This window comes from Trueperella bernardiae, from assembly GCF_001469025.1.
In the GTDB taxonomy this organism is placed as follows: domain Bacteria; phylum Actinomycetota; class Actinomycetes; order Actinomycetales; family Actinomycetaceae; genus Trueperella; species Trueperella bernardiae.
In genome coordinates, this window is sequence record NZ_LNIZ01000002.1 from 300,709 (window position 1) to 323,381 (window position 22,673).

Consider the following 22,673-nt stretch of genomic DNA (forward strand, 5'->3'; position numbering starts at 1 on the left):
CACTCGGTTTCGACACAGTTCGGACCGGGTGGGTGGGGACGGTAGTGCTGGTGGCCACCGGCACTGACGTTCTCCAAGCCTGAGCGTGATTGTTCGGGAGCTCATCTGGCGGATGAGCAAGCCCTATGGCGGGTGCAGGCCGTGGGGGTTAGACAAACAAATCACTAGTGAGACCTGCTCTGGGAGCGCTCGGCGGGTCACCTCACCCAACCCCTCTTTGCTGAGGGGCGTGTGGGGTGGCTCGCCTTTGTCGTCTTCCTAGCAGTTCTCACTAGTGATCTGAGCCAAACAGATCAGGTCTCCACATCACCGGGATTCCCGGAGAAATGGAGATCCTTCGATGAAGGTCACCTTCAGGCACGAAGCAGATAACAACAAGAACGAGTCCATCACTGACACTTTCGACATTGACCCTGGCGAGTTCGCTCTCATGATCGCAACCGACCGCCAGCAACGCGCCGCCACAACTGGTGTTCCACTCAACCAGGTCAAGCCCCGCACACCGCAGAAGATTCTCGACGAGTTGTGGAACGCAGAAGAAGCGGCCACGCATAAGGCGGTTCGCGCCGATCGCGGCAAGGGTAAGAAGACATGCACGTGCGGGGCTGAGTGCGGTCCTCGACGTGGATGCCGCGTCCCGAATAACAAGCCGTTTTCGTATGAGCAGATGCTCGACATCGACCTTGATCCAGCTTCACCGGGTATCAGCGCTGAAGACCAGGTCATCGAACGCGAGGACAGCGTCGAGCACACCCGTGAGCTCGAGGCTATGCGTGGCGTCATCGCTGGTTTGGATCCTCAGCATCATGAGGTGATGACGCGCCTTCTTGCAACCGACAAGCTCAATCAGGCGCAGGTGGCACGCGATATGGGGTTGACCCGTGCTCGGGTATCGCAGCTAGTGGCAGAGGTAAAACCGCTGATTCGACAGGCGGTTGAGGATGCCCGATTTAACACTTTCGGTGGTGTCGGCAGTGGGGTGAAAGGGAGAAGCCAACCGGGCTACTCCCACAAATGAGGAAGAAAGGTAAGCCCGATGGCTCGACATAGTCTCAAGCTTCATATTGCCCGGCGTATCCCTGACGACCCCGGAATCGTCGCAACTAAGAACGTGACGCTGCGTGAACGGTTCATGCGCCTACTGCTTGGTAGCCCGCGCAAAGTCATGATTCTTGTTCCTGGTGATTCGGTCAAGCAGATCGACATCACCGAAAACACCGATGACGACCTCATGGCATTGGCTGATGCTCTCAAGACGGGTGAGTCCAAATGATGATGTCACAGCTCAATGCCTTTATTCGTGATGGGAACCAGGCGCTGCGGTCGCTCGCCGATTTGCTTGCGCGGGCTCAGCAGATCGTTTGCGCGGGCTCAGCAGATCGTTGAGGAGAGTTTCGAAGACCACGCAGGAATGCCTGGTGAACGCCCAGAGCTTGCCCTGCAGATCAAGGAACCCTTCGAAACCATCCCAGCTGTGCACAGCCAGCCAGAACTACTCGCGGACGAGCCGGAGGTTGAACCTGAACCGGTAGTGGCGCTCGAAGAAGTACGTGCTTTTCTTTCCGAGCTCTCAGCGCAAGGCCACACCGCAAAGGTTCGTGAGCTGATCGTCGAGGCTGGTGCGGACAAGCTCTCAGCGGTGGATCCGTCGAAGTTCGGCTGGCTGCTCGAACAGGCGAAGGAGATTGCTAATGACACCGTCTGACCACGCCCTCCTCTCGGCATCTGGGGCACACAGGTGGCTCAACTGCACACCTTCAGCTCGGCTCGAATCGGATGAGCCGGAGTCAACGTCTGCTGCTGCTGAGCAAGGAACCGCCGCTCATGCCTTGGCGGAGCACAAACTCCGCAGGGCTCTCAAGCAGCGCTCGAAGCGTCCGGTCTCGGCCTGGATTGATGACGAGATGGAAACCTTGACCGACGACTATGTGTCGTTTGTGCAAGAACACATCTCCATCGCCCAGGAGACCTGTGGCGATCCGCAGGTGCTGATCGAACAGCGCCTGGACTTCTCCCACATTGTTCCTGGCAGTTTTGGCACCGGGGATTGCGTGATCATCGCCGAACCCACCTTGCAGATCATTGATCTCAAATACGGGCAAGGCGTGTTGGTTGAAGCCGTGAACAACCCGCAGTTGATGCTGTATGCGCTCGGTGCGCTCCACGCTTTCGGGAGCCTGTACGACATCGAGACGGTATCAGTGACGATCTATCAGCCGCGCCGGGCGAACGTCGACACCTGGGAAATCTCTGTTGCCGAGCTCGAACAGTGGGCTGAAACCGAGGTGAAACCGAAAGCTGAGCTGGCCTCGGCTGGTGAGGGTGAGTTTTGTCCGGGCTCGTGGTGTCAGTTCTGTCGTATCGCGCCAACGTGTCGAGCACGAGCCGAAGCCAACCTTCAACTTGCCAAGCTCGAGTTCGTCCCACCGGCCGAGCTGAGTGATGCGGAGATTGCTGACGTGCTCACGAGGATTCCGCAGCTCAAAACGTGGGCATCCGACGTGGAAGCCTACGCGCTTTCCAAGGCTGTCAATCAGGGTGTGGTCTTTGAGGGGTTCAAGCTCGTCGCAGGCAGGTCGGTACGCAAATACACCTCCGAGAAAGACGTCGCTGCGGCGGCTGAGGCGGCTGGTTATAGGGACATCTGGGATCGCAAGCTCATCACCCTCACAGCCATGGAAAAGCTGATGGGTAAACCCGCCTTCAACGAGATCCTCGGTGATCTCGTGACCAAACCTGCAGGCAAACCCACATTGGTCCCTGCATCCGATAAACGGCCAGCGCTTGATCTGGTGAGTGCGGCCACCGATTTTCAACCCAACAAGTAACAAGTAGAAAGCAGAAAAGATCATGACAACTACAACTAATCCGACCCGTATCGTCACCGGCGAAGTTCGCCTCAGCTATGCGCATGTGTGGGAGCCGAACTCCATCCAGGGAGGCAAACCCAAGTACTCCGTCTCCCTGATCATCCCCAAGTCCGACACCGCCACCATTGCCGCGATCGAGAAGGCCATCGACGCCGCGATCGACGCCGGGACGGCCAAGTTTGGTGGTAAGCGACCCAACAAGGCCGCCCTCAAGCTCCCGTTGCGTGACGGAGATATTGAGCGCGACGACGAAGCCTACAAGGGCGCCTACTTCCTCAACGCCAACTCGCTGACCGCTCCGCAGATCGTCGATCAGAGCGTCGCCCCGATCCTGGATCGCGCCGAGGTGTACTCGGGCTGCTACGCGCGCGTATCCCTGTCCTTCTATGCGTTTAACACGAACGGCAACCGCGGTATCGCCTGCGGGCTCGGGAACATTCAAAAGACCCGTGACGGCGAGAGCCTTGGCGGTGGGCGCGTGAGCGCTGAGACTGACTTCGGTGCCTTCGCCGCTGATGACGACTTCCTAAACTAATCATCCCCACACGTGGAGGGAATCAGCACATCTTGTTGGTTCCCTCCACTTTTCCTCTGTGTGAAAGGAACCCCGTCATGCGAACACTCTTCTGCGATATTGAATCTTTCAGCCCCGTCCAACTCGCCAAGACGGGTGTTTACCCGTATGCCGAGCACCCAGCCTTCGAGCTGCTTCTCTTCGGATATTCGGTCGACGGTGGACCAGTCAAAGTGGTGGATCTCGCAGGCGGACAATCAATGCCCGACGAGGTGCTGGCGGCTTTGGTGGATTCGGGTGTGGTCAAGTGGGCGCATAACGCCGCTTTCGAACGAGTCTGCCTGTCTGCCTGGCTACGCACTCATCATCCCGAGCTTCTCGACGAGGGGTTTCTTGACCCAAGGCAGTGGCGGTGCACGATGATCTGGTCCGCCTACCTCGGTCTGCCAATGAGCCTCGACGCGGTTGCCGCCGTCCTCAAACTCGACGTCCAAAAAGATTCTGCGGGGCGCAAGCTGATCAAGCAGTTCTGCACACCCGCCACACCCTCAGTCCTCAACGGTGGCAAACACAGGAACCCACCATCAGCTGACCCGACCGGGTGGGCACATTTCATTGATTACAACCGGCGCGACGTCGAAGTCGAACAAGCCATCCACGAGCGGCTCGCATCATTTCCGATGTCCGATGACGAGTGGGACACCTACGCCCTCGACCAAGCCATCAACGATGCCGGGATTCTTCTCGACCACACGCTCGTGGACAACGCTGTCGCCGTGGATGAACACCACCGCAACGCGACACTCGCTCGGGCACAGACATTGACTGGGTTGGAGAATCCGAACTCGCCCATCCAGCTCAAACAATGGCTCCGTGGTCACGGCTGCGAACTCGAATCACTAGCGAAAGCCGACGTCCATGCCGCCCTCGATACCGCCACTGGCGAGGTGAAAGAAGTCCTCGAACTGCGCGGCGACTTGGCGAAATCGAGCGTGAAGAAATACCAGGCGATGCAAAACGTCACCGGATCCGATGATCGGGCACGCGGACTCATCCAATTCTATGGAGCGGGTCGTACCGGGCGCTTCGCCGGACGCCTCGTCCAAGTCCAAAACCTCCCAAGGAACTATCTGCCTGACCTCGACCAAGCACGAACACTCGTCAGAACAGGCAACCTCGACGCACTTGAGCTGCTCTACGAGTCCGTGCCCGACACCCTCAGCCAACTCATCCGTACCGCGTTTATCCCTTCACCTGGGCACAGGTTTATCGTCGCGGACTTTTCTGCGATTGAGGCGCGTGTCATCGCATGGCTCGCAGGAGAAACCACCACCCTTCAAGCCTTCCGTGAGGGCAAAGACCTCTACTGCGAAACCGCGAGCCGTATGTTCGGCGTCCCAGTCGAGAAGCACGGCGTTAATGGTGAGCTTCGACAGAAGGGGAAGATCGCGGTGCTCGCCTGTGGTTATGGCGGCTCCGTCGGAGCGCTCAAAGCTATGGGAGCACTTACCATGGGACTCGCCGAGCACGAGCTCAAACCTATCGTCGACGCATGGCGGGCCGCCAACCCACACATCGTCCAGCTCTGGGCAGACGTTGAAGAAGCAGCCATCGCTGCGATCACCTCGCGCCAGCCGATCCGGCTCCGTAACCTGCGGTTTAGCGTCGAGTCCGGGATCCTCTTCATCAAGCTGCCCTCGGGAAGACGGCTTTCCTACATCCAGCCACGCTTAGGCGAGAACCGTTGGGGTGGGACATCCATCACCTACACCGGAACCACCACGGCACGGCGCTGGGGACAGCTCGAAACCTACGGAGGCAAACTCGTCGAGAACATCGTCCAAGCAATCGCCCGTGACCTACTCGTGGTTGGCATGCACGCAGTCGCCAAGGCAGGGCACAAGATTGTGATGCATGTTCACGACGAAATCGTCATCGACGAACTCACAAACTCGGGCTTCACCGTTGCTGACGCGTGCAAACTCATGTCCACCCTCCCAGCATGGGCCAAAGGATTACCGTTGGACGCGGATGGGTATGAGTGCGCCTATTACCGTAAGGATTAGCTGTTGATTGTCCAGATGGGATCTTGTTTCCAGCTGGGGCTGGCACCTATGTGCGTTAGATCGACGCCAGGAATTTCGGTGGGGAAACTGTCTAGGACGTCGCTGATGGCCTGTATTTCAGCGGTGAAATTTCCTCGTCGCAGGAGGAATGCGGTGAGCACCAACGCGGTGTACATACGTCCTGAAGAATGTGTCACGGCCGATAGCGTTTGGTCACTGCGGCGGTGTCTGACCAACGGACGGATGACGAGTCGCCTGTTCCATAGTCTGGCGTGGTGAGCGCATACGTTACGAACGAAATTCACGGTGCGCATCCATGATTCCAACTCGTCGGCACGTGCCAAGTACTTGTCAGCAATGCGACGACGCTGTTCGAAGGGAGCCAACGAAAACAGGGTCACGAGTTGTCCGAACTCAAGAATCTCGGTGGCCACCCACACCGGCAAACGACCGTCGTGGGTCTGGTTGTAATGCGTGACGAAATCTTCTGTAGAGCGCGACTGCGTTTGGGCTAGCTTCTGCGTGAACAGTACTGCGCGGCGATGCATTGCGCCTGACGGCCAAATCCGTTCGAGGTCGAGGTGAATGAACGGATCGATCTCACCCAGCACGTGCCCCACGTCAACTCGCAGGCACACCTCCAGCTTGCATAGCGCCCGCCACACAGCAAGACGCAGTTGTTCGTCAAACTCGTACAGCTCAATCGCGTGATGCATACGTGTGCCGGGAACGAAACGATCTAAACGCCGCCGAGGTGAGCCTTCGGGAGCTGGCTGGCGCAGCGGGTAGGAGTATCCCGAAAGCCGGTAATAGCCGACAGTAGATAACTCGCGGCGGTAATCACCGGCATCCAATAGGCCACGACGAGTGAGGATATTGATTTGCTCATCGATACTGGCCCACGGTTTATCGACCACCAGCCCACCTGCTTCCAAAAACATGAAGACCGGCTCTGACCTGTCTCGGAAACCGATACAAGCGAGCCGGTACTAGTGGCAATCACTATACCGCGAAAACAACGACAGAATCAAGAACACGGCAAAGTATCACCATCAGAGAAGAAAGCTTATCCAAGACCACTAAGAAACGAGAACCGACCCTGCGCTCCCACCGAGGCGGGCAGCGGAACCGGTCATGTTGTCTAAAAGACCACCGTGTCGGCACCGCTGTAGCAAGAGAATGATGGTTCTTCCACACAGAGCACTCGAGAAATTTGTCTATGCCCCGGCGAGAATACCTGCAGATGGCTCTAACAGATAGCGCTCCACCGGGGCTTCAACACCAATCGTGCCAGAACGAGAAGCGATTGAGTACCCGTGATTTAACACTTTCGGGTTCGTCGGCAGTGGGGTGAGGCCCTTAACTCCTTGTGTCGACCGGCACGACTTTTTCTCGACGGGGTCTCGGGAAGGAACCCCGCCATGGGAAACCAGATTCAAACATTTACCAACGACGTGTTCGGCACCATTCGCACCATCACCACTGATGGTCAGATCCTTTTCTGCGGCAAGGACGTCGCCACCGCGCTCGGCTACCAGGATCCGACGAACGCGGTGAAGCTGCACTGCAAGGGGGTGGCAAATTACCACCCCCTTGAGACCGCTGGCGGACTCCAGCAGGTCCGCTTCATTACCGAAGGCGACCTCTACCGCCTCATCATCTCTTCAAAGCTCCCGGCAGCACAGAAGTTCGAAGCCTGGGTGTTCGATGAGGTGTTGCCGACGATTCGCCGCCACGGCATGTACGCATACGACGAACTCCTCGCTGACGATGAGTTCCTCGAGCATGCCATCGCCACGCTGCGTGCGGAACGGGCCAAGCGCCTGGCAGCAGAGCAAGCCTTGCTTGAAGCGGCACCGAAAGTCTCGTACTACGACCTCGTGCTGCAGTCCGATTCGTTGTTGACGACGACGGCGATTGCGAAGGACTACGGACTTTCCGCGAAGAAGCTCAACCGCATTCTGCGTGATGCTCACGTGCAGTTCCATCAGTCTGGCCGGTGGTTCCTCTACGCCAAGTACGCCGAGCAGGGATACACCCAGTCAAAGACCCACGAATACGGCGAAGGCCAGACCCGCACCCACATGTACTGGACGCAAAAGGGACGCTTGTTCATCTACGACCTGCTCAAGAACCAGCTCGGCATCCTCCCGGTCATTGAGCGTGAGGGTCAGGTGCAAGCATGAGCGCCACGACACTCGATATTGGGTTTTCGAAGAAGAACACCGAAGGCTATCTGGATCTGACGAGCTACCACGCGCTCAAAAAGCTGCAGCGCGAGCAGTTCGGATATCGTCCGCTCGTCTATATCTGCTCGCCCTACTCGGGCGACACGGAAGCGAACGTTGAGCTCGCCCGCCAATTCTGTGGATTTGCAGTGGGCGCGGGCAAGATCCCCTTCGCCCCACACCTGCTGTTCCCGCAGTTTATGGATGACGCCGATTTTGATCAGCGGGAGCTGGCGATGTTTTTCAACCGTGTGCTGCTCGCCAAATGCGAAGCCCTCTGGGCATATGTCGGACACGTCAGCCCTGGCATGCGCCTAGAGATCGGCTGGGCACGCGACCTCGAGTTGCCGATTAAGTTTTTCGATTCTGATTTCAAGGAGGTCACCCCATGACCACGCCCTTCACTCTGTTTGCTGCCACGGTTACCGGCGTGCAGAACAATAACCACTACCCAAACAGGCACCGGGTTACTGACGCGGCCTTGCTATCGGCAGCCGCTGCCTTTGATCATGTGGCCGCAACCTATGCGAATGATCGCCGCTCAACTGCAGCCTTCATAGCCTCGGACTGCGTGGTGATGGATATCGACAACGATCACACCGAAACTCCGGCCGAGTGGGTCACGCCTGAGAAGCTTGGCGAGGTGATGGCGGGTGTGGAGTTCATGGCCGCCACGTCTCGTAATCACATGAAGGCGAAGGGTGTGTTGTCTGCGCGGCCGCGTTTCCACGTTTATTTCCCAATCCGAGAAGTACAAGGCGCAGACGAATACGCAGGATTGAAACACCGCCTCGCGTCGCGGTTTGCTTTCTTCGATCGCAACGCTCTTGACGCAGGACGCTTCATCTACGGCACCTCTAACCCACAAGTTACGGTGCATGAGGGCGATCAGCTCCTCAATGCATGGTTGGACGACGCTGACGAGATCGACGTGTTCGCCGCATTTGATGCCTCCACACTCGTGATTGGTGAAGGCTCGCGCAACGCTACGTTGTCGCGCTTCGCAGGCAGGGTCCTCATCCGCTACGGCGATACCGACCAAGCACGAGACCTCTTCGATCGCAAAGCCAACCTTTGCGAACCACCGCTCAGCGAGGGCGAATTACAGGCGATTTGGAATAGCGCGTGCAGGTTTGCTTCGAAGGTCGCTGCTGATCCAGGCTATCTGCCGCCAGAGGCTTATGAGGCGTTGGCGGGTTTGCGTCCGGATGATTTTTCCGATGTCGGTCAGGCAGACACATTAGCTGGCGAGTATGCGAACAAGATCCGCTACTCGCTCGCCACCAAGTGGCTCGTCTACGACCATGGCGTGTGGGACGAGAACGACTTATCCGCACAAGGCGTCGTTCAAGAACTGACCTCCCGCCAGCTCGAGGAAGCCGACCGCTTGATCGCGTCCACGTGGGAGACCATGACAGCAACCGGCGCAGATATCGTCATGGCCTCCGCCTCGTCGAAAGCACGCGGCATCGCCAAGCTCACGCCTGTGCAAGCGACCGCGTTCCGGGCGTGGGATGAGGCAAAGAACTACCACAAGTTCGTTCTATCTCGGCGTTTGTCACGCAACATCACGGCCACGTTGAAAGAAGCCGGGCCGATCTTGCAGGTGCGTATCCGTGACCTTGACGTCGACCCCTACCTGCTCAACACCCCGGCAGGTACCTGGGATCTGCGCGACGGTAGTAGTCACAGGCACAACCCAGCCGATCTGCTGACCAAGCAGACCGCTGTCAGCCCCGGCGATGAGGGCGCACAGATTTGGGCCGACGCGCTCGACGTGTTCTTCCAAGGAGATCCTGAGTTGATTGGTTATGTGCAGCGCATTGTGGGGTTGGCGGCTATCGGTCAGGTTTTCGTCGAAGCCCTCGTCATCGCCTACGGGGACGGACGAAACGGCAAATCCACGTTTTGGAACACGATCGCCCGCGTGTTGGGGACGTATTCGGGCACGATCTCAGCTGACGCGCTCACGGTCGGGGTACGCCGCAACGTCAAACCCGAACTCGCAGAAGCCAGAGGCAAACGTCTCTTGATCGCGGCTGAAACCGAAGAAGGCATGCGCCTATCAACCTCGAACGTCAAACAGCTGGCCTCAACCGATCAGATCTCGGCAGAGAAAAAGTTCAAGGACCCCTTCGCCTTCACCCCCTCCCACACGCTCGTGCTCTACACGAACCATCTACCGCGTGTGGGAGCCATGGACGCAGGCATCTGGCGCAGGCTCATCGTCATCCCGTTCAACGCCACCATCGAAGGCGATACGGACGTGAAGAACTACGCCGACCACCTCTATGAACACGCTGGCGGGGCGATCCTTTCCTGGATCATGGAGGGAGCGCACCTCATTCACAGTGAGGGCTACAAGCTCACTCCGCCGCCTCAGGTCGTTCAAGCCTCACAGGCCTATAAGGAAGACAACGACTGGTTCTCCCAGTTCCTTGAAGACTCATGCGACGTCGAGAACGGCTTATCAGAGCGTGCCGGTGACCTCTACCAGACGTATCGAGCGTGGGCACAAAACACCTCAGGATGGGCGCGCCCGATGGTCGACTTCAACGCTGCTGTCGAACAAGCCGGATTCGTGCGGAAAAAGACCAAACACGGCATGTACGTCTACGGGCTCGCGATCGCATCCGAGTTCGGCAGCTAACCCCATGATGACGAGCTGTGACGAGCCATTCCCTACCTTACGCATGTGAAATTACTTTGTGTTTTTCTCTATATAAAAGGTTAGGAACGACTCGTCACATGCCGTCACCCCTACAAGCGAACTCAAGGAGTGACCATGAACGAACGAACCATAGAACACCAACTGAAGAAAGCCGTCGAAGCCTCTGGCGGCTTGTGCTGGAAGCTCGTCTGCCCTGGAACCAGCGGCGTACCTGACCGGATATGCCTGATGGACAGCCGGGCTGTTTTCGTCGAGCTCAAAGCAGCAGGCAAACAACCCAGGCCAATCCAGCAGCGTCGGATGAACCAACTGCGCGAGCAAGGCTTCACCGCATTGGTTGTCGATTCGGTGGACGGCATACAGGAGGTGCTTGATGCACTATCAGCCGCATAACTACCAAACCACCGCAACCCAATACATCATCGACCACGACGAGGCAGCAATCTTTCTCGGGATGGGCTTGGGCAAATCGGTGATCACGTTGACGGCGATCTGGCAGCTCATGCTCGACTACTTCACCATCCACCGCGTATTGGTCGTCGCTCCGTTGCGAGTTGCCCGCGATACGTGGCCTGCAGAAGTAGCCAAGTGGGATCACCTTGAAGGGCTCACCGTAGCAGTCGCTGTCGGAACCAAGCGAGATCGGCTGAACGCTCTTGCGGCGTCTGCGATGGTGACCGTCATCAACCGGGAAAACATTCCATGGTTGGTGAACCAACTCGGGGGTAGCTGGCCGTTCGACATGGTCATCATCGACGAACTCTCCAGCTTCAAAAACCACCGGGCGAAGCGGTTCACGGCGCTGGTGAAAATGCGGCCGCACGTTAAGCGCTGGGTTGGCCTGACCGGCACGCCTGCAGCAAATGGACTGATGGATGTGTGGGCGCAGTTCCGGCTCCTCGACGGCGGTCAGCGTTTGGGCCGGTTTATCACTCGTTATCGCGAGCGTTGGTTCGTGCCCGATAAGCGCAACGGGATGCAGGTGTTCACCTATAAGCCCCGCGCGGGTGCTGAGGATGAGATCTACGTTGCGATTGGTGACATGACGTTGTCGATGCGAACCACCGACCACCTTCAGCTACCGGAATTGACGGTGACGACAATGTCTGTGGTGCTGGAGCCGAAAGAACGACGCGTGTATGAGCAGTTGAAATCTGATCTTGTCCTCGACCTTGATGGGGCGACGATTGACGCTGCGAACGCTGCTGCGTTGTCGGGCAAGCTCCTGCAGTTAGCGTCGGGCGCGATCTACACCAGCGACGGTCAATGGACTGCGGCTCATGATCGCAAGCTCGACGCTCTCGAAGACCTTGTTGAGGCAGCCAACGGCAGCCCGTTGCTGGCGGCGTACTGGTTCGCCCATGACCGCGAGCGTATCACCGCCCGCTTCCCGCAGGCTCGCGAACTGAAAACAAGCGCGGAGATCGAGGCATGGAACAAAGGTGAGATCACCCTCGGCTTGATCCACCCCGCGAGCGCTGGCCACGGATTGAACCTCCAGTCAGGTGGGCATCTGTTGGTGTGGTTCTCACTGACCTGGAGCCTGGAGCTCTATCAACAGACGAACGCTCGCTTGTATCGGCAAGGACAGTTAGAGCCGGTCACGATCACGCATCTTGTTGCGGAAGGGACGCTCGATGAAGCCGTGCTCAAAGCCCTTGATACGAAAGATGCTACGCAGGCTGCGTTGATTGACGCGGTCGCACAAGAAATCCAAACAACCACTGAAAGGACACGCTCATGCATGTGATGACGAAATACCTCGACACAAGGAAAGCTGCGATCGCTGCGCTGCAGGATTATGCGGTGATGGAACAGATCATCGAGAGTACCGACGAGCAGATCAAGGCGGCTTATGCTGATGCAGCTAGCCCCGCATCACCGCGCATGGACGGCACACCGCCCTCGGGTGATCTGCACGCGTCCGAGAACAGGATCGTGGCAACGATCGAGCGAATAGATGCGTACAAGGCTCGCTACCTGCAGGCTCGCCAGTACATGGACTGGTTCTTGCCTGCGTGGGAAGTCATCGCTGAAGACGACCGCTTCATCCTCGAAGGCTTCTTCCTCAGCGAGGGGACGCAAGATGAGAAGGTGTCGATGATCGCCGATCATTTCTACGTCGAGCGTGACACGGTCTATCGGCGCAAGAACCGGGCCCTCGACAGGTTCGCCACCGCCTTGTATGGACAGCTCTAGCGTTAGCGGGTATCCGAAACATGCGATAGAAAACCGCATATCAGTGTGAGAACATATAAGTGGTTGAAAAGTAGGTGAAGCCCCAAGAACCCACACGGGAACTTGGGGCTTCACCATGTTCGGGAAGGAGCTAGCGATGCCGGTCAAACCAGCGTCCCCGTGCTCCCACCCTGGTTGTCCTGAGCTCACCCGCGAGCGCTACTGCGACGCCCACGCCAAGGCTGAGGATGCTCGGTATCGGAAGTATCAGCGGGATCCGAAGATCAATCGTAGATATGGTTCACGCTGGCGTAAAATCCGTGCCGCCTACGTCGCCGCCCACCCGCTCTGCGAAGACTGCCTAGAGGCCGGATGCTACACACCCGTACAAGAGGTTCACCACATTCTCCCGCTCGAACACGGCGGCACCCACGACTTTGATAACCTCCGAAGCCTGTGCAAGCCCTGCCACTCGCGCCAGAGCGCGCTCGATGATGACCGATGGAGGCAACAACCTCGGGTCTACACCTACTAGATTTTTGAAAATCGCGACATAACCACTAAGCACTTCCCCACCCTAAAAATATTGACCTTGTTCCAGCGCCAAGTTACGGAACAAGTCGAGGATTCGGTTAGGGGTTGGGGGCGTCGAATCTCTACGACTCGCTGAGGGGTCAGCGGGCGGGGCCCACCGCGCGCAAAGTCCCCGAATCAAACAAGGTATTAACACTTCGGGCTTCGTCGGCAGTACCAGTGAGGGGTTAAATCCCGCTGAGTGTTGCTCGGTTTTCTTGCGCTTTGTCCGTCCGGATTTGGGTTTCCCAGGGACGTACAGGTGAGGGCAAAAACTCGGAGCTTCTCATCCGGTGTTCTGGATCCCTCCCTGGCAGGTGTTCGCCTGTCTTGAATTAACAAACTGGTTTCTAAAAAGGAGGAATCATGACAGATCAAATGGTGCTAAAAACACAGCAATGGCTCAATCGCACCTATAGGAGCAAGGCTGGATTCGGTTCAGTCGTAGAGGACGGATATACCGGCTGGGGCACTATCAACGCTTTGATTCGAGCTCTGCAAATCGAGCTGGGTATTACGACAACGGCGAACAATTTCGGACCGGGAACTATCAGTCGCTTCCAGTCTCGGTGGCCTAACGGCATCCACCAACAGGATGACGGTGCACAGGAGACTTCTAATGTGTACGGCATTATCCAAGGCGCCTTGTGGTGCAAGGGATACTCTGCCGGTGCCAGCGATATCACGACTCACTTCTATAGCGGAACTGGAAAGGCCATCAAACAGCTTAAGAGCGACATGGGCATTGGTGGAGATTCCACTGTGACGCTCGACGTCATGAAAGCGCTGTTGTCAATGCAGCAATTCGTCCTGCTTCGCTCTTATGGGGGCATTTCAGCGATCCGCCAAGCACAGCAACAAATCAATCAACAGTATCGCGCTTATACCGGAATCATCCCAACCGATGGACTCTACGGTCGGGAAATGAACACTGCTCTGATTCAGGTTTTGCAAGCCATTGAAGGATTTAGCCCTGCGGAAGCCACAGGTAATTTCGGCAATGGCACCAAAGCGCGTCTAACAATAGTTACACCCAGCAATGCGGCAAGTTTACCGAAGTGGGCTTGGCTAGCTCAGGTTGCTCTAGTGTGTAACCGGATTTCTCCCGATATCTATCCTTCTGCACAAACCGCACTGTCAACGTTCGTTCCGCAATTCCAAGCAAAGTATCAGCTCCCACGAAGTGGGGTGGTCGACTCGACTACATGGATGAGCCTGCTCACCTCGAAAGGTGATCCGAATCGCGCCTGCAAAGCATGCGATACACGCTTCGAGATTACGGCTGAGCGACTCAACCTACTTAAGGCGAACGGCTATGAGATCGTAGGACGTTACCTGACTGAGCCGAATCAGGATTCAAAAGATCCGTCTGACTATTTCAAAGCAATTCGCCCCGGAGAACTTGAACGCATCACCAACGGAGGGATGAAGTTCTTCCCGATTTTCCAGGAGTACTCAACCAAGCTTCGACACTTCACGCGGGAAAACGGCGCTCGGCACGCGACGCTTGCAAGGCAAGCCGCCCAAAGACTTGGCATTCCGGGAACGTATATCTATTTCGCTGTTGATTTCGATGCGACCGACCCCGAGGTCACAAGTCACATTCTTCCGTATTTCCAGGGTGTGCGTGGAAGCCTGGGAGGCGGATACAAAGTGGGTATCTACGCATCACGCAATATTTGTCGCCGCATCATTAAAGCCGGATACGCTGGAAGCGCGTTCGTCTCGGACATGTCCACAGGATTTTCTGGCAACCTCGGCTTCCCTATTCCTGATAGTTGGAACTATGATCAGTTCACTGAAATCAGTGACTACAAGGGTGCTGGTTTTGACCTAGACAGGGTCGCCTATTCAGGACAAGCAGCGGCAGTTGATCATGTTGCTCCTTCGAGTGCCGGTGACGCTGCGCCCGACACCAGCATCGATTACAACAAGCTGGCTCCGATTGATCTGATCTGGCATTTAGAGAAGCGCTTTGAGGAATTACGTGCTGATAGCAAAGTTGGTGAGGACTACGTTGCGGGTTCTCATGGTGCGGGAACGTGGATTGCCGTTCCGACTTGGCGTTGCATCCTCAACTATTTAGCAAAAGCCTACCTGCGTGACGGTGGTAGTGGATCTGCGGTGAATTGGTCCGTGTCTGCCGAAAGTTTCAGGAGTGCTGACGCGAGCGTACTCGAGAAGGACGCTGTAGGCAAGAAGATCATCGCTGCCTTGAATCGCTATATTGATAACACTTGGCGGCAATCCATGACCGACAAGACCGGAGAATCAGTTGATCTGGCGCATCTGGCGGCAACAACACTTGGATACACCAACTGGAATGTTATCCCTGATGCGTGGACTGGCTGGGCTGGAGACCTAGCTACTGCCATGGAAAACATTCAGAAAACGCTTGAGTGGAATCCCAGTGCGAACCTGGATCAGGTGGCCACAGCTCTAGTCGGTCAAGGTAACGATTACCGTCAGCATCCTGGCTTGAAGGGGCTAGTACTTGACAAGAAAAACGACAAGGGAGAATGGGATTCGGTAGGAAACAACTGTAACCGTGACGACCTTTGCTGTGACGGAGATGCCATTGTCATCGCTAACACGCTAGAAAACGGCAACGACTCCAACGCTCATCTTCTGTCAGCAACATTGCGAGAGTACTACAACAATTCCAGCAAACTAGCCAACAGATTCAAGCAGATTGGCTGGAGCTTGGGGGCGAATAATTCCACTGAGGCATATCAGAAAATAAGTGAATATGCCGACTTGGATAGCGCCGTTTTAGGATGGTTCCTGGCTGGATACGTCAAGGAAGAGATTCGTTTGACAGCTTGCCGAAAGCTAGCTGAATTCATCTACCGATAATTGATTTGGTCTTTTCCTTGGTGTGGCGCTTGGGTAAAAACGCTAAACCCAAGCGCTACACCACCAGCAACAAGAGCGCCGATGGCGGGAACGGAAAACTGGCTCAGCAGTTGAGAAAAAGAATCACTATGAACTAACGAGCCGACACCATCGAGTGAAAAGAGAAAAGCTGAGAGTCCGATAAAGGCTCCTGCTGAAAGTTGCAACGCGCGGGCAGATTGAATACCGATGAAATGCTTATTAAAAAGCAGAAGAAGAATCGTGAAACACACATACATGAGTGGCATCAATAAGAAGACCACAAAAAATCTCTGATCCTGATCCTTGCACCGTAGAAAGATGGCGGCGAAAAGCCACGCGCCGACAAAATATGCCAGAGCGGATACAAGAAACACAGATATTTTTTTGATGACCAGTCCCTTCAACTTTTCGCTACACATTTTGATACGGCAACGGCATCAGGAGTTGTATGCCCAATAAGTTCTCATTCTACAAGAAGGGTTTCCCTGCATTGCTAAGGATAGCGCTGATCGGGCGGATGTTGCGTGAATGCAGGCACGAGGCCTGGTGCGTTGAACCCGACAGTCACGAAAAGGCGCACGGGAGCGCCTATACCAGAGGCTCCCGAGTATCTGTCTGTGGTGTACAGCGTGGTAAGAAGCTACTGGGGGGCGGCTTGGTTATGGGGTTGTTCTGGCGGCTTTCTGGTGAATGCACGGAGCTTTTTGATTGCCCATTCGTAGTGGCTTGATGTGGCTGACACGCAGTAGGAGCCGAGCGAGGTTGTGCCCGTCCACGGGAAATGCGCCTTGGTGAATAACTCCTCGTTGGTGAACTCGCCGATGAGAGCCACTACTGCGGTGTGGCTGTCAGCGAGGTTCTCGCGGATAGCCTCAAGCTCAGTGCCCTGATATTGAGTCCAAATCTCTTGGTTGAGCGTTGGCGTGGTTCGCCACGTGTGAGGAAACGGAAGAAACGGTCGAGGCTGACCCTGGCGGTTGGCGTCGACGAAGCCAAGCAACATGCGCTGCCACTCGTGCAGGTGGGCAAGGACGTCGCGCAGGTTTTTATCCCGCGCCCAGTGGGCTTCTTTACCGATTTGAGTGATGCTGGGATCAAAATTCGTATGCTGATCGTTGGAACTCATGCCCTCAATGAGGCTGTCCAGTTTCGCATACTGCGCCTCGGCGGCATCCAATAGTTCAGTTTTCGTCTTCGGTCTCGGCACGCCACTAATTATCTCAAAGCAGGAAAGCAGATGAAAACCCATGGCGAAAGACGGAACGAACCGTGGCGGACGCCGCGTGCGAGCTGGCGCGAAACCTGATCCGCTGAATGAGAAGCTCGCAGCTGGCCGCCCAGCCACTCGGCTTGAGGATCCGCTGGGTGAGCCGTTCGATTTCGAAGGCTCAGATATCGGGGATGGCGCGGTACTTGCTGGTGAGACCATGCCTGAACCATCGGATTATCTCTCCGACATCCAGCGCGATGGCAAACCACTCGGCGCAGATTTGGTCTACCGGGAGACGTGGCAGTGGCTTGATGCTCGTGGTTGTTCTCAGTTCGTGGCACCCAGGCTGATTGAATCCTATGCGCAGTCTTTCGCCCGCTATGTGCAGTGCGAGCAGGCGATCTCCAAGTTCGGTCTGCTCGGCAAACACCCAACCACAGGGGCAGCGATCGCATCCCCGTTCGTTGCTATGTCCCAGTCTTTCGGGAAGCAAGCGAACGTGTACTGGTACGAGATTTACGAGATCGTGCGCGCCACCTGCACCACCGACTACTCAGGTTCGGCGCCGGGTGATGACGTGATGGAGCAGTTGTTGAAAGCCCGCTCCTAACAACTCTCTGATTTTTGTGCTCCCGCCCCGGATGGGTGGGCACTTTTCTATGCCTTGATTCTTCGGAAAGTGAGTATGTATGTCTACGAAGACTGCTGAGGCCGTGTGTATCGGCCATCCCGATAAGCTCTGCGATCTGATCTCAGACACAATCCTTGACGACATTCTCTACGAGGACCCAGCCGCACGCGTTGCAGTAGAAGTGATGGCATCTGGCCACAGGATCATTGTGACTGGCGAGATCACTTCGAAGGTTCGTCCGCGTATTCGTGAGTCGGTGCGTTACGCGCTGGTGAAGGCGGGGTATGTGCCGTGGCGGTTTGTGACCTTCGTGTGGGTACGTCGCCAGTCCCCAGACATCAACGCAGGAGTCACCCGATCGCTCGAAGCACGATTTGGTGACGACACCGAATTCGCCCTCCAAGGAGCAGGCGACCAAGGCACCGTTTACGGATACGCCACGACGGAAACCCCGGAGCGTTTGCCGTTGCCGCTGGTGCTCTCACACGAGATTTGCACCCGCCTCGACAATGCCCGCAAGGACGGCACCATCACTGGGATCAAGTCCGATGGTAAGGCACAGGTAACAGTTCGTTACGACGCTGCTGGTAAGCCAGTGGCGATTGAAACCGTGGTGGTATCGATCCAACACGACGCGGCGAAGGATCTCGATGAGCTCGCGTCGGAGGTGAGAACCCTCATCGTCGCACCCGCGTGTAAGCCGTATCTGCCGATTAGCGCTGACACCGAGATTCTGGTGAATCCCTCGGGCTTGTTTACGGTTGGTGGGCCGAAGGCCGACACGGGTCTGACGGGTCGTAAGTTGATGGTTGATAGTTACGGCGGTCTTGCCCCACATGGTGGTGGTGCGTTCTCTGGTAAGGATGCCTCGAAGGTTGATCGTTCGGGTGCTTATATGGCGCGGCTGATCGCCAAGACTATCGTCGAGGCACGGTTGGCCGTTGAGTGCCAAGTGAGCATTTCTTATGCGATTGGGAAGGCTGACCCGGTCGCTTTCGCTATCGACACGCTCGGCAGTGGTGAATACTCCGACGAGATCCTCGCTAAGGCCGTAGCCGAGGTGTTTCCGCTGCGCCCCGGTGGAATCATCGATGCTTTGAACCTTCGTAAGCCAGGATTCGCGCGCTACTCAACTTATGGGCACTTCGGCCATCCCGGTTTGCACTGGGAGAACTCGTTCGCTCACGTTGACGCGCTGCGGAAGGCGGTGGAAACGCATGCGCATCGAACAACTGCCCATCGCTGACCTTCACCCCGCCGCATATAACCCGCGTAAAGACCTTAAGCCCGGCGACCCCGAATACGAGAAGCTCAAGCGGTCGCTGACGGAGTTCGGCTACGTCGAACCGGTCATCTGGAACCAAACCACCGGCCACGTCGTCGGCGGTCACCAGCGCCTCAAAATCCTCGAAGACCTCGGGGAAACTAGCGTCGACTGTGTTGTGGTGGAGTTGGACGAGACCCGCGAGAAAGCCTTGAATGTAGCGTTGAACAAGATTAGCGGCGAGTGGGACCAAGACAAACTCGCCCTCTTGATTGCAGACCTCGACGCGAGTGATTTCAACGCCGAGCTGACTGGCTTCGACGACGCCGAAATCCAGCAGTTAATCGGCTCCTTGGATGAGGACGAGGTGGCCGATGATGATTTCGACCTCACCGCCGCACTCGAAGCGGCCGCTTTCGTTGAGCGCGGGGATATCTGGACGCTTGGCCGCCACCGACTGGTGTGCGGGGATGCCACCTCACAAACCGACGTTGAGGCTTTGATGGATGGCAAACAGGCTAATCTGGTGGTCACAGACCCGCCTTACAACGTGGACTTCAAATCGAACAGCGGCCTGAAAATCGCAGGCGACAAACAAGACGCCGACACCTTCTACCAGTTCCTACTGGCTGCATTCACCAACATGGCGGCATCCCTAGCTAAGGGCGGGTCAGCTTATGTTTTCCATGCTGACACTGAAGGATTGAACTTCCGTCGCGCCTTCCAAGACGCAGGCTTCTATCTCTCCGGATGTTGCATCTGGGTTAAAGACTCCCTCGTACTGGGTCGCTCCCCATATCAGTGGCAGCACGAACCGGTGCTGTATGGGTGGAAGAAAGACGGCTCTCATGCTTGGTATGCGGATCGCAAGCAGACCACGGTATGGAATTTTGCCAAGCCGAGGAAGAATTCCGATCACCCCACAAGCAAGCCACTAGACCTGTTGGCTTACCCGATTCGTAACTCCACCCAAACCAACGCGATAGTACTCGATACGTTTGCTGGCTCTGGTTCCACGCTAATGGCTGCAGAATCTATTGACCGTACCTGTTACGCGATGGAGCTAGATGAGAAATACGCTTCCGTGATCCTGCGCCGCTATGCCCAAACAAGTGGAGATAGCGGCGGTATCACGTGTGAGCGAGACGGCAAACAATACGCCTACCTGGATCTGGTGAAAGAAGTCGAGCGCCCCAAGCAGAAAGGCTAACCCTTGACACAAACTTTAAGGCTTGGCTCGCTTTTTGATGGCTCGGGAGGATTCCCACTCGCCGCAACCAAGATTGGCATAGTGCCAGTGTGGGCGAGCGAGATTGAGCCCTTCCCGATTCTGGTCACCACAACGCGTTTGCCACAAATGCAACACCTGGGCAACATCTGCGACATTGACGGCAGTCAGCTAGAGCCGGTGGATGTGGTCACGTTTGGTTCTCCTTGCCAAGACCTGTCGGTGGCAGGTAAAAGAGCAGGCTTAGCTGGCGAACGCTCCGGCCTATTCCACCAAGCCGTCAGAGTCATCAGAGAAATGAGAAAGGCAAGTCATGGTCTATATCCAAGATTCGCTGTTTGGGAAAACGTGCCCGGAGCTTTCTCCTCCAACAAAGGCAATGATTTCCACCAAGTGCTACGCGAGCTTATCGCCATCACGGACGAAAAAGCAGCAGCTAACCTACCTCGAGCTGACAAATGGCAAAAAGCTGGAGCGGTCGTGGCAGACCAATGGAGTATTGCGTGGCGAGTATTGGACGCGCAATTTTTCGGAGTACCCCAACGACGCAAAAGAATCTACCTTATCGCAGATTTTGCAACCCAACGTGCCGGACACATACTCTTTGAGCCCACGAGCCTGCGCGGGAATCTTACGCAGGGCTGCGACCAGAGGCAAAATGCTACCTCCAATCCTCGAGCAGGCACTCACGACGCAAGCAAATCCTTAGATGTATTCGCGCTGAGAATGCGTGCAGGAAAACCTGGAGGCGGTAAAGGCCCGCTCGTGCAAACAAATCTGTCGGGCACGCTTGGATGCAGTAACGACCAGAGTATTATTGAGCCGCTATTGTTTGACCATCATCCTCATGATGCCAGAGTGGGCGGACCATGCCAGATAGCGCCAACCGTGACCGCTCGTTACAGCACTGGCGGAGGTAATACTCCCATCATCGCTACCGCCTACGGTTTCAATGCGTTACATGAGGGACGCGGCGCGGCAGTGGGCAGGTACGGTTACTCAACCGAGGTATCCAAGACGCTCGATACGTCAGGGATAGCTCCGACCTGTAACCAAGGCGGCATCGCCATCGTCGAACCTGACGTTGTGAGCGCCTCGAAGGCGGACTTCTTCTGCCGAGGAAACGTGAATGTTGCTGGTGCCCTGTTGGCTTCGGATTCGACCGAGCCTCCCCTGGTCACCGACCCTTGCGTGCCTGACTATCGCGTGAGGCGCTTAACCCCGACTGAATGTGCCCGCCTACAAGGATTCCCGGATACTTGGACAGACGGACTCGCCATCGAGAACCCGAGCGAAGACGTGCTGGATTATTGGTGGCAGGTCTGGGCCAGCTGGGGCAAGGTACAAGGATTGAAAAAACCTAAAACCCGCAACCAAGTACGCAAATGGCTGGCTAATCCGGTGACAGATCGGGCGTTATACAAGCTGTGGGGAAACGGGATAGCTTTGCCGTGCGCCGAATTCGTGCTTTCCCAGATAGCGGCCGAGGCCACTAAAACTCCTTGATTTTAAGGCGAAAATGACTGGATAAGCCCGCGAATCTATGGCTGTATGTACATGACCAGACAAAACACAAGAAAGAGAGGGTTTGGTGATGATAGGACAGCTATGTGTTGATCTAGAAGAAATCGAAAACCTCGGCAAGGGGGATAAATAGCGATGAGTAGCAAGCAAGACCCTGGCTACGGGCTGGTGATCACTTTGCCGACCATTCTTGATGAACGTGAACTAGACAGGCTACTTGAACTTGTCAATGCAAAGTCAGACCTTATCTCAAAAAGCCTGGGAACCAGCCAGTTGAGCATCAGATCCACCGAGGAAGGCGTGAGTTTTCCTTGGTGGGATAAGCTGCCAGAGTTTGAGAAGATCACAGCCTACACCGAGTTCTTAACGGAGCTGGTCGCATACGCTAAACGGATCCGCCGCACAGTCGCTCGCAGTGCGAGCCAGGTAAGTAATGAGAAGTATGAACTGCGCTCTCTGCTTTACCGCATCGGACTTAGCGGTAAAAAGAATGCTGAGGTTCGCAAAATCCTGCTTAAGCCGCTCTCGGGTAATTCGGCGTGGAAAACCCCGCCACTAATAAACACTAACCAAGAGATGTAAACCACTATTTATTAGGCAAAATAGGCGGAAAACGACTGGATAAGTAGGCGGGTCTATGGCTGTATATACATACCGAAACGGTACACAACTGGGGTTACCCTGTGTTTGTTGACACTTGATGAGGCTGGCCTGTCTGGCTGGGAAGGGTGTTGGAAGACTCGTGAGTGAGAAGAAGACGAGGAAGTCGTATACGCCGGAGTTTCGGCGGGATGCGGCCTCGATTGTGATTGATCAACAGACCTCGATTGCGAGCGTTG

General features: G+C 56.1%; 22 protein-coding genes. 19 read left to right on the forward strand and 3 right to left on the reverse strand.

Going from position 1 to position 22,673, the window contains the following annotated elements:
- The first annotated feature begins 340 nt into the window (after positions 1-340).
- The 6 genes from AQZ59_RS03310 (at position 341) to AQZ59_RS03335 (ending at position 5,450) form a co-directional block, all read left to right on the forward strand.
- Entirely contained in the window at positions 341-1,018 is a 678-nt protein-coding gene (locus AQZ59_RS03310) for a sigma factor-like helix-turn-helix DNA-binding protein (RefSeq protein WP_143037061.1), read from the forward strand.
- Between the two features lie 18 nt (positions 1,019-1,036).
- On the forward strand, positions 1,037-1,273 hold the full coding sequence (locus AQZ59_RS03315; protein ID WP_062613111.1) for a hypothetical protein: 237 nt from the start codon (positions 1,037-1,039) through the stop codon (positions 1,271-1,273).
- A gap of 138 nt (positions 1,274-1,411) precedes the next feature.
- The gene (locus tag AQZ59_RS03320) at positions 1,412-1,705 is read left to right on the forward strand and encodes a hypothetical protein (protein ID WP_162839028.1); all 294 of its coding nucleotides are present in this window, start codon (positions 1,412-1,414) and stop codon (positions 1,703-1,705) included.
- Positions 1,692-2,828, forward strand: coding sequence for a DUF2800 domain-containing protein (locus AQZ59_RS03325; RefSeq protein ID WP_062613115.1), 1,137 nt, complete (start codon positions 1,692-1,694; stop codon positions 2,826-2,828). The genes AQZ59_RS03320 and AQZ59_RS03325 overlap by 14 nt, the downstream gene beginning before the upstream one ends.
- 22 nt (positions 2,829-2,850) lie before the next feature.
- Entirely contained in the window at positions 2,851-3,405 is a 555-nt protein-coding gene (locus tag AQZ59_RS03330) for a DUF2815 family protein (RefSeq protein WP_062613117.1), read from the forward strand.
- A 77-nt stretch (positions 3,406-3,482) separates the two neighbouring features.
- Positions 3,483-5,450, forward strand: a complete 1,968-nt coding sequence (locus tag AQZ59_RS03335; RefSeq protein WP_062613119.1) for a DNA polymerase — start codon at positions 3,483-3,485, stop codon at positions 5,448-5,450.
- Here AQZ59_RS03335 and AQZ59_RS03340 read toward each other — a convergent pair.
- Positions 5,447-6,391, reverse strand: a complete 945-nt coding sequence (locus tag AQZ59_RS03340) for an Abi family protein (RefSeq protein WP_062613120.1) — start codon at positions 6,389-6,391, stop codon at positions 5,447-5,449. The two genes, AQZ59_RS03335 and AQZ59_RS03340, sit on opposite strands and share 4 nt — an antisense overlap.
- A gap of 480 nt (positions 6,392-6,871) precedes the next feature.
- On the opposite strand from AQZ59_RS03340, the gene AQZ59_RS03345 reads away from it, so the two are divergent.
- From AQZ59_RS03345 to AQZ59_RS03375, 8 genes are all read left to right on the forward strand, one after another.
- On the forward strand, positions 6,872-7,636 hold the full coding sequence (locus tag AQZ59_RS03345) for a phage antirepressor (RefSeq protein ID WP_062613122.1): 765 nt from the start codon (positions 6,872-6,874) through the stop codon (positions 7,634-7,636).
- The gene (locus AQZ59_RS03350) at positions 7,633-8,070 is read left to right on the forward strand and encodes a DUF7768 domain-containing protein (protein ID WP_062613124.1); all 438 of its coding nucleotides are present in this window, start codon (positions 7,633-7,635) and stop codon (positions 8,068-8,070) included. The genes AQZ59_RS03345 and AQZ59_RS03350 overlap by 4 nt, the downstream gene beginning before the upstream one ends.
- Complete coding sequence (locus tag AQZ59_RS03355) at positions 8,067-10,328, forward strand: phage/plasmid primase, P4 family (RefSeq protein ID WP_062613126.1); 2,262 nt, start codon at positions 8,067-8,069, stop codon at positions 10,326-10,328. The genes AQZ59_RS03350 and AQZ59_RS03355 overlap by 4 nt, the downstream gene beginning before the upstream one ends.
- Before the next feature lie 135 nt (positions 10,329-10,463).
- Positions 10,464-10,742 carry a VRR-NUC domain-containing protein gene (locus tag AQZ59_RS03360; protein ID WP_062613128.1) on the forward strand — a complete coding sequence of 93 codons (279 nt, stop codon included), beginning with the start codon at positions 10,464-10,466 and terminating at the stop codon, positions 10,740-10,742.
- Positions 10,723-12,099 carry a DEAD/DEAH box helicase gene (locus AQZ59_RS03365; RefSeq protein ID WP_062613129.1) on the forward strand — a complete coding sequence of 459 codons (1,377 nt, stop codon included), beginning with the start codon at positions 10,723-10,725 and terminating at the stop codon, positions 12,097-12,099. Before AQZ59_RS03360 ends, AQZ59_RS03365 begins: the two co-directional genes overlap by 20 nt.
- Complete coding sequence (locus AQZ59_RS03370; protein WP_062613131.1) at positions 12,090-12,548, forward strand: hypothetical protein; 459 nt, start codon at positions 12,090-12,092, stop codon at positions 12,546-12,548. The genes AQZ59_RS03365 and AQZ59_RS03370 overlap by 10 nt, the downstream gene beginning before the upstream one ends.
- Before the next feature lie 136 nt (positions 12,549-12,684).
- Entirely contained in the window at positions 12,685-13,062 is a 378-nt protein-coding gene (locus tag AQZ59_RS09080; protein WP_072510765.1) for an HNH endonuclease, read from the forward strand.
- Between the two features lie 404 nt (positions 13,063-13,466).
- On the forward strand, positions 13,467-15,956 hold the full coding sequence (locus AQZ59_RS03375) for a glycoside hydrolase domain-containing protein (protein WP_062613133.1): 2,490 nt from the start codon (positions 13,467-13,469) through the stop codon (positions 15,954-15,956).
- Here the strand turns inward: AQZ59_RS03375 and AQZ59_RS09090 are convergent.
- A complete protein-coding gene (locus AQZ59_RS09090) occupies positions 15,947-16,381 on the reverse strand; it encodes a hypothetical protein (protein WP_227469326.1) in 435 nt (144 codons plus the stop codon). The genes AQZ59_RS03375 and AQZ59_RS09090 overlap by 10 nt on opposite strands.
- Positions 16,382-16,617: 236 nt before the next feature.
- On the reverse strand, positions 16,618-17,226 hold the full coding sequence (locus AQZ59_RS03380) for a ClbS/DfsB family four-helix bundle protein (protein ID WP_201783143.1): 609 nt from the start codon (positions 17,224-17,226) through the stop codon (positions 16,618-16,620).
- On the opposite strand from AQZ59_RS03380, the gene AQZ59_RS03385 reads away from it, so the two are divergent.
- The 5 genes from AQZ59_RS03385 (at position 17,225) to AQZ59_RS03400 (ending at position 22,416) form a co-directional block, all read left to right on the forward strand.
- The gene (locus tag AQZ59_RS03385; RefSeq protein WP_062613136.1) at positions 17,225-17,797 is read left to right on the forward strand and encodes a hypothetical protein; all 573 of its coding nucleotides are present in this window, start codon (positions 17,225-17,227) and stop codon (positions 17,795-17,797) included. The two genes, AQZ59_RS03380 and AQZ59_RS03385, sit on opposite strands and share 2 nt — an antisense overlap.
- 79 nt (positions 17,798-17,876) lie before the next feature.
- Positions 17,877-19,064, forward strand: a complete 1,188-nt coding sequence (gene metK / locus AQZ59_RS03390; RefSeq protein WP_062613138.1) for a methionine adenosyltransferase — start codon at positions 17,877-17,879, stop codon at positions 19,062-19,064.
- Positions 19,036-20,292: a site-specific DNA-methyltransferase gene (locus tag AQZ59_RS03395; RefSeq protein WP_062613140.1), complete on the forward strand. Its 1,257-nt coding sequence runs from the start codon at positions 19,036-19,038 to the stop codon at positions 20,290-20,292. Before metK ends, AQZ59_RS03395 begins: the two co-directional genes overlap by 29 nt.
- A 3-nt stretch (positions 20,293-20,295) precedes the next feature.
- Positions 20,296-21,816, forward strand: coding sequence for a DNA cytosine methyltransferase (locus AQZ59_RS09095; RefSeq protein WP_082661113.1), 1,521 nt, complete (start codon positions 20,296-20,298; stop codon positions 21,814-21,816).
- A gap of 153 nt (positions 21,817-21,969) precedes the next feature.
- Positions 21,970-22,416: a hypothetical protein gene (locus AQZ59_RS03400; protein WP_062613142.1), complete on the forward strand. Its 447-nt coding sequence runs from the start codon at positions 21,970-21,972 to the stop codon at positions 22,414-22,416.
- Positions 22,417-22,673: the final 257 nt, after the last annotated feature.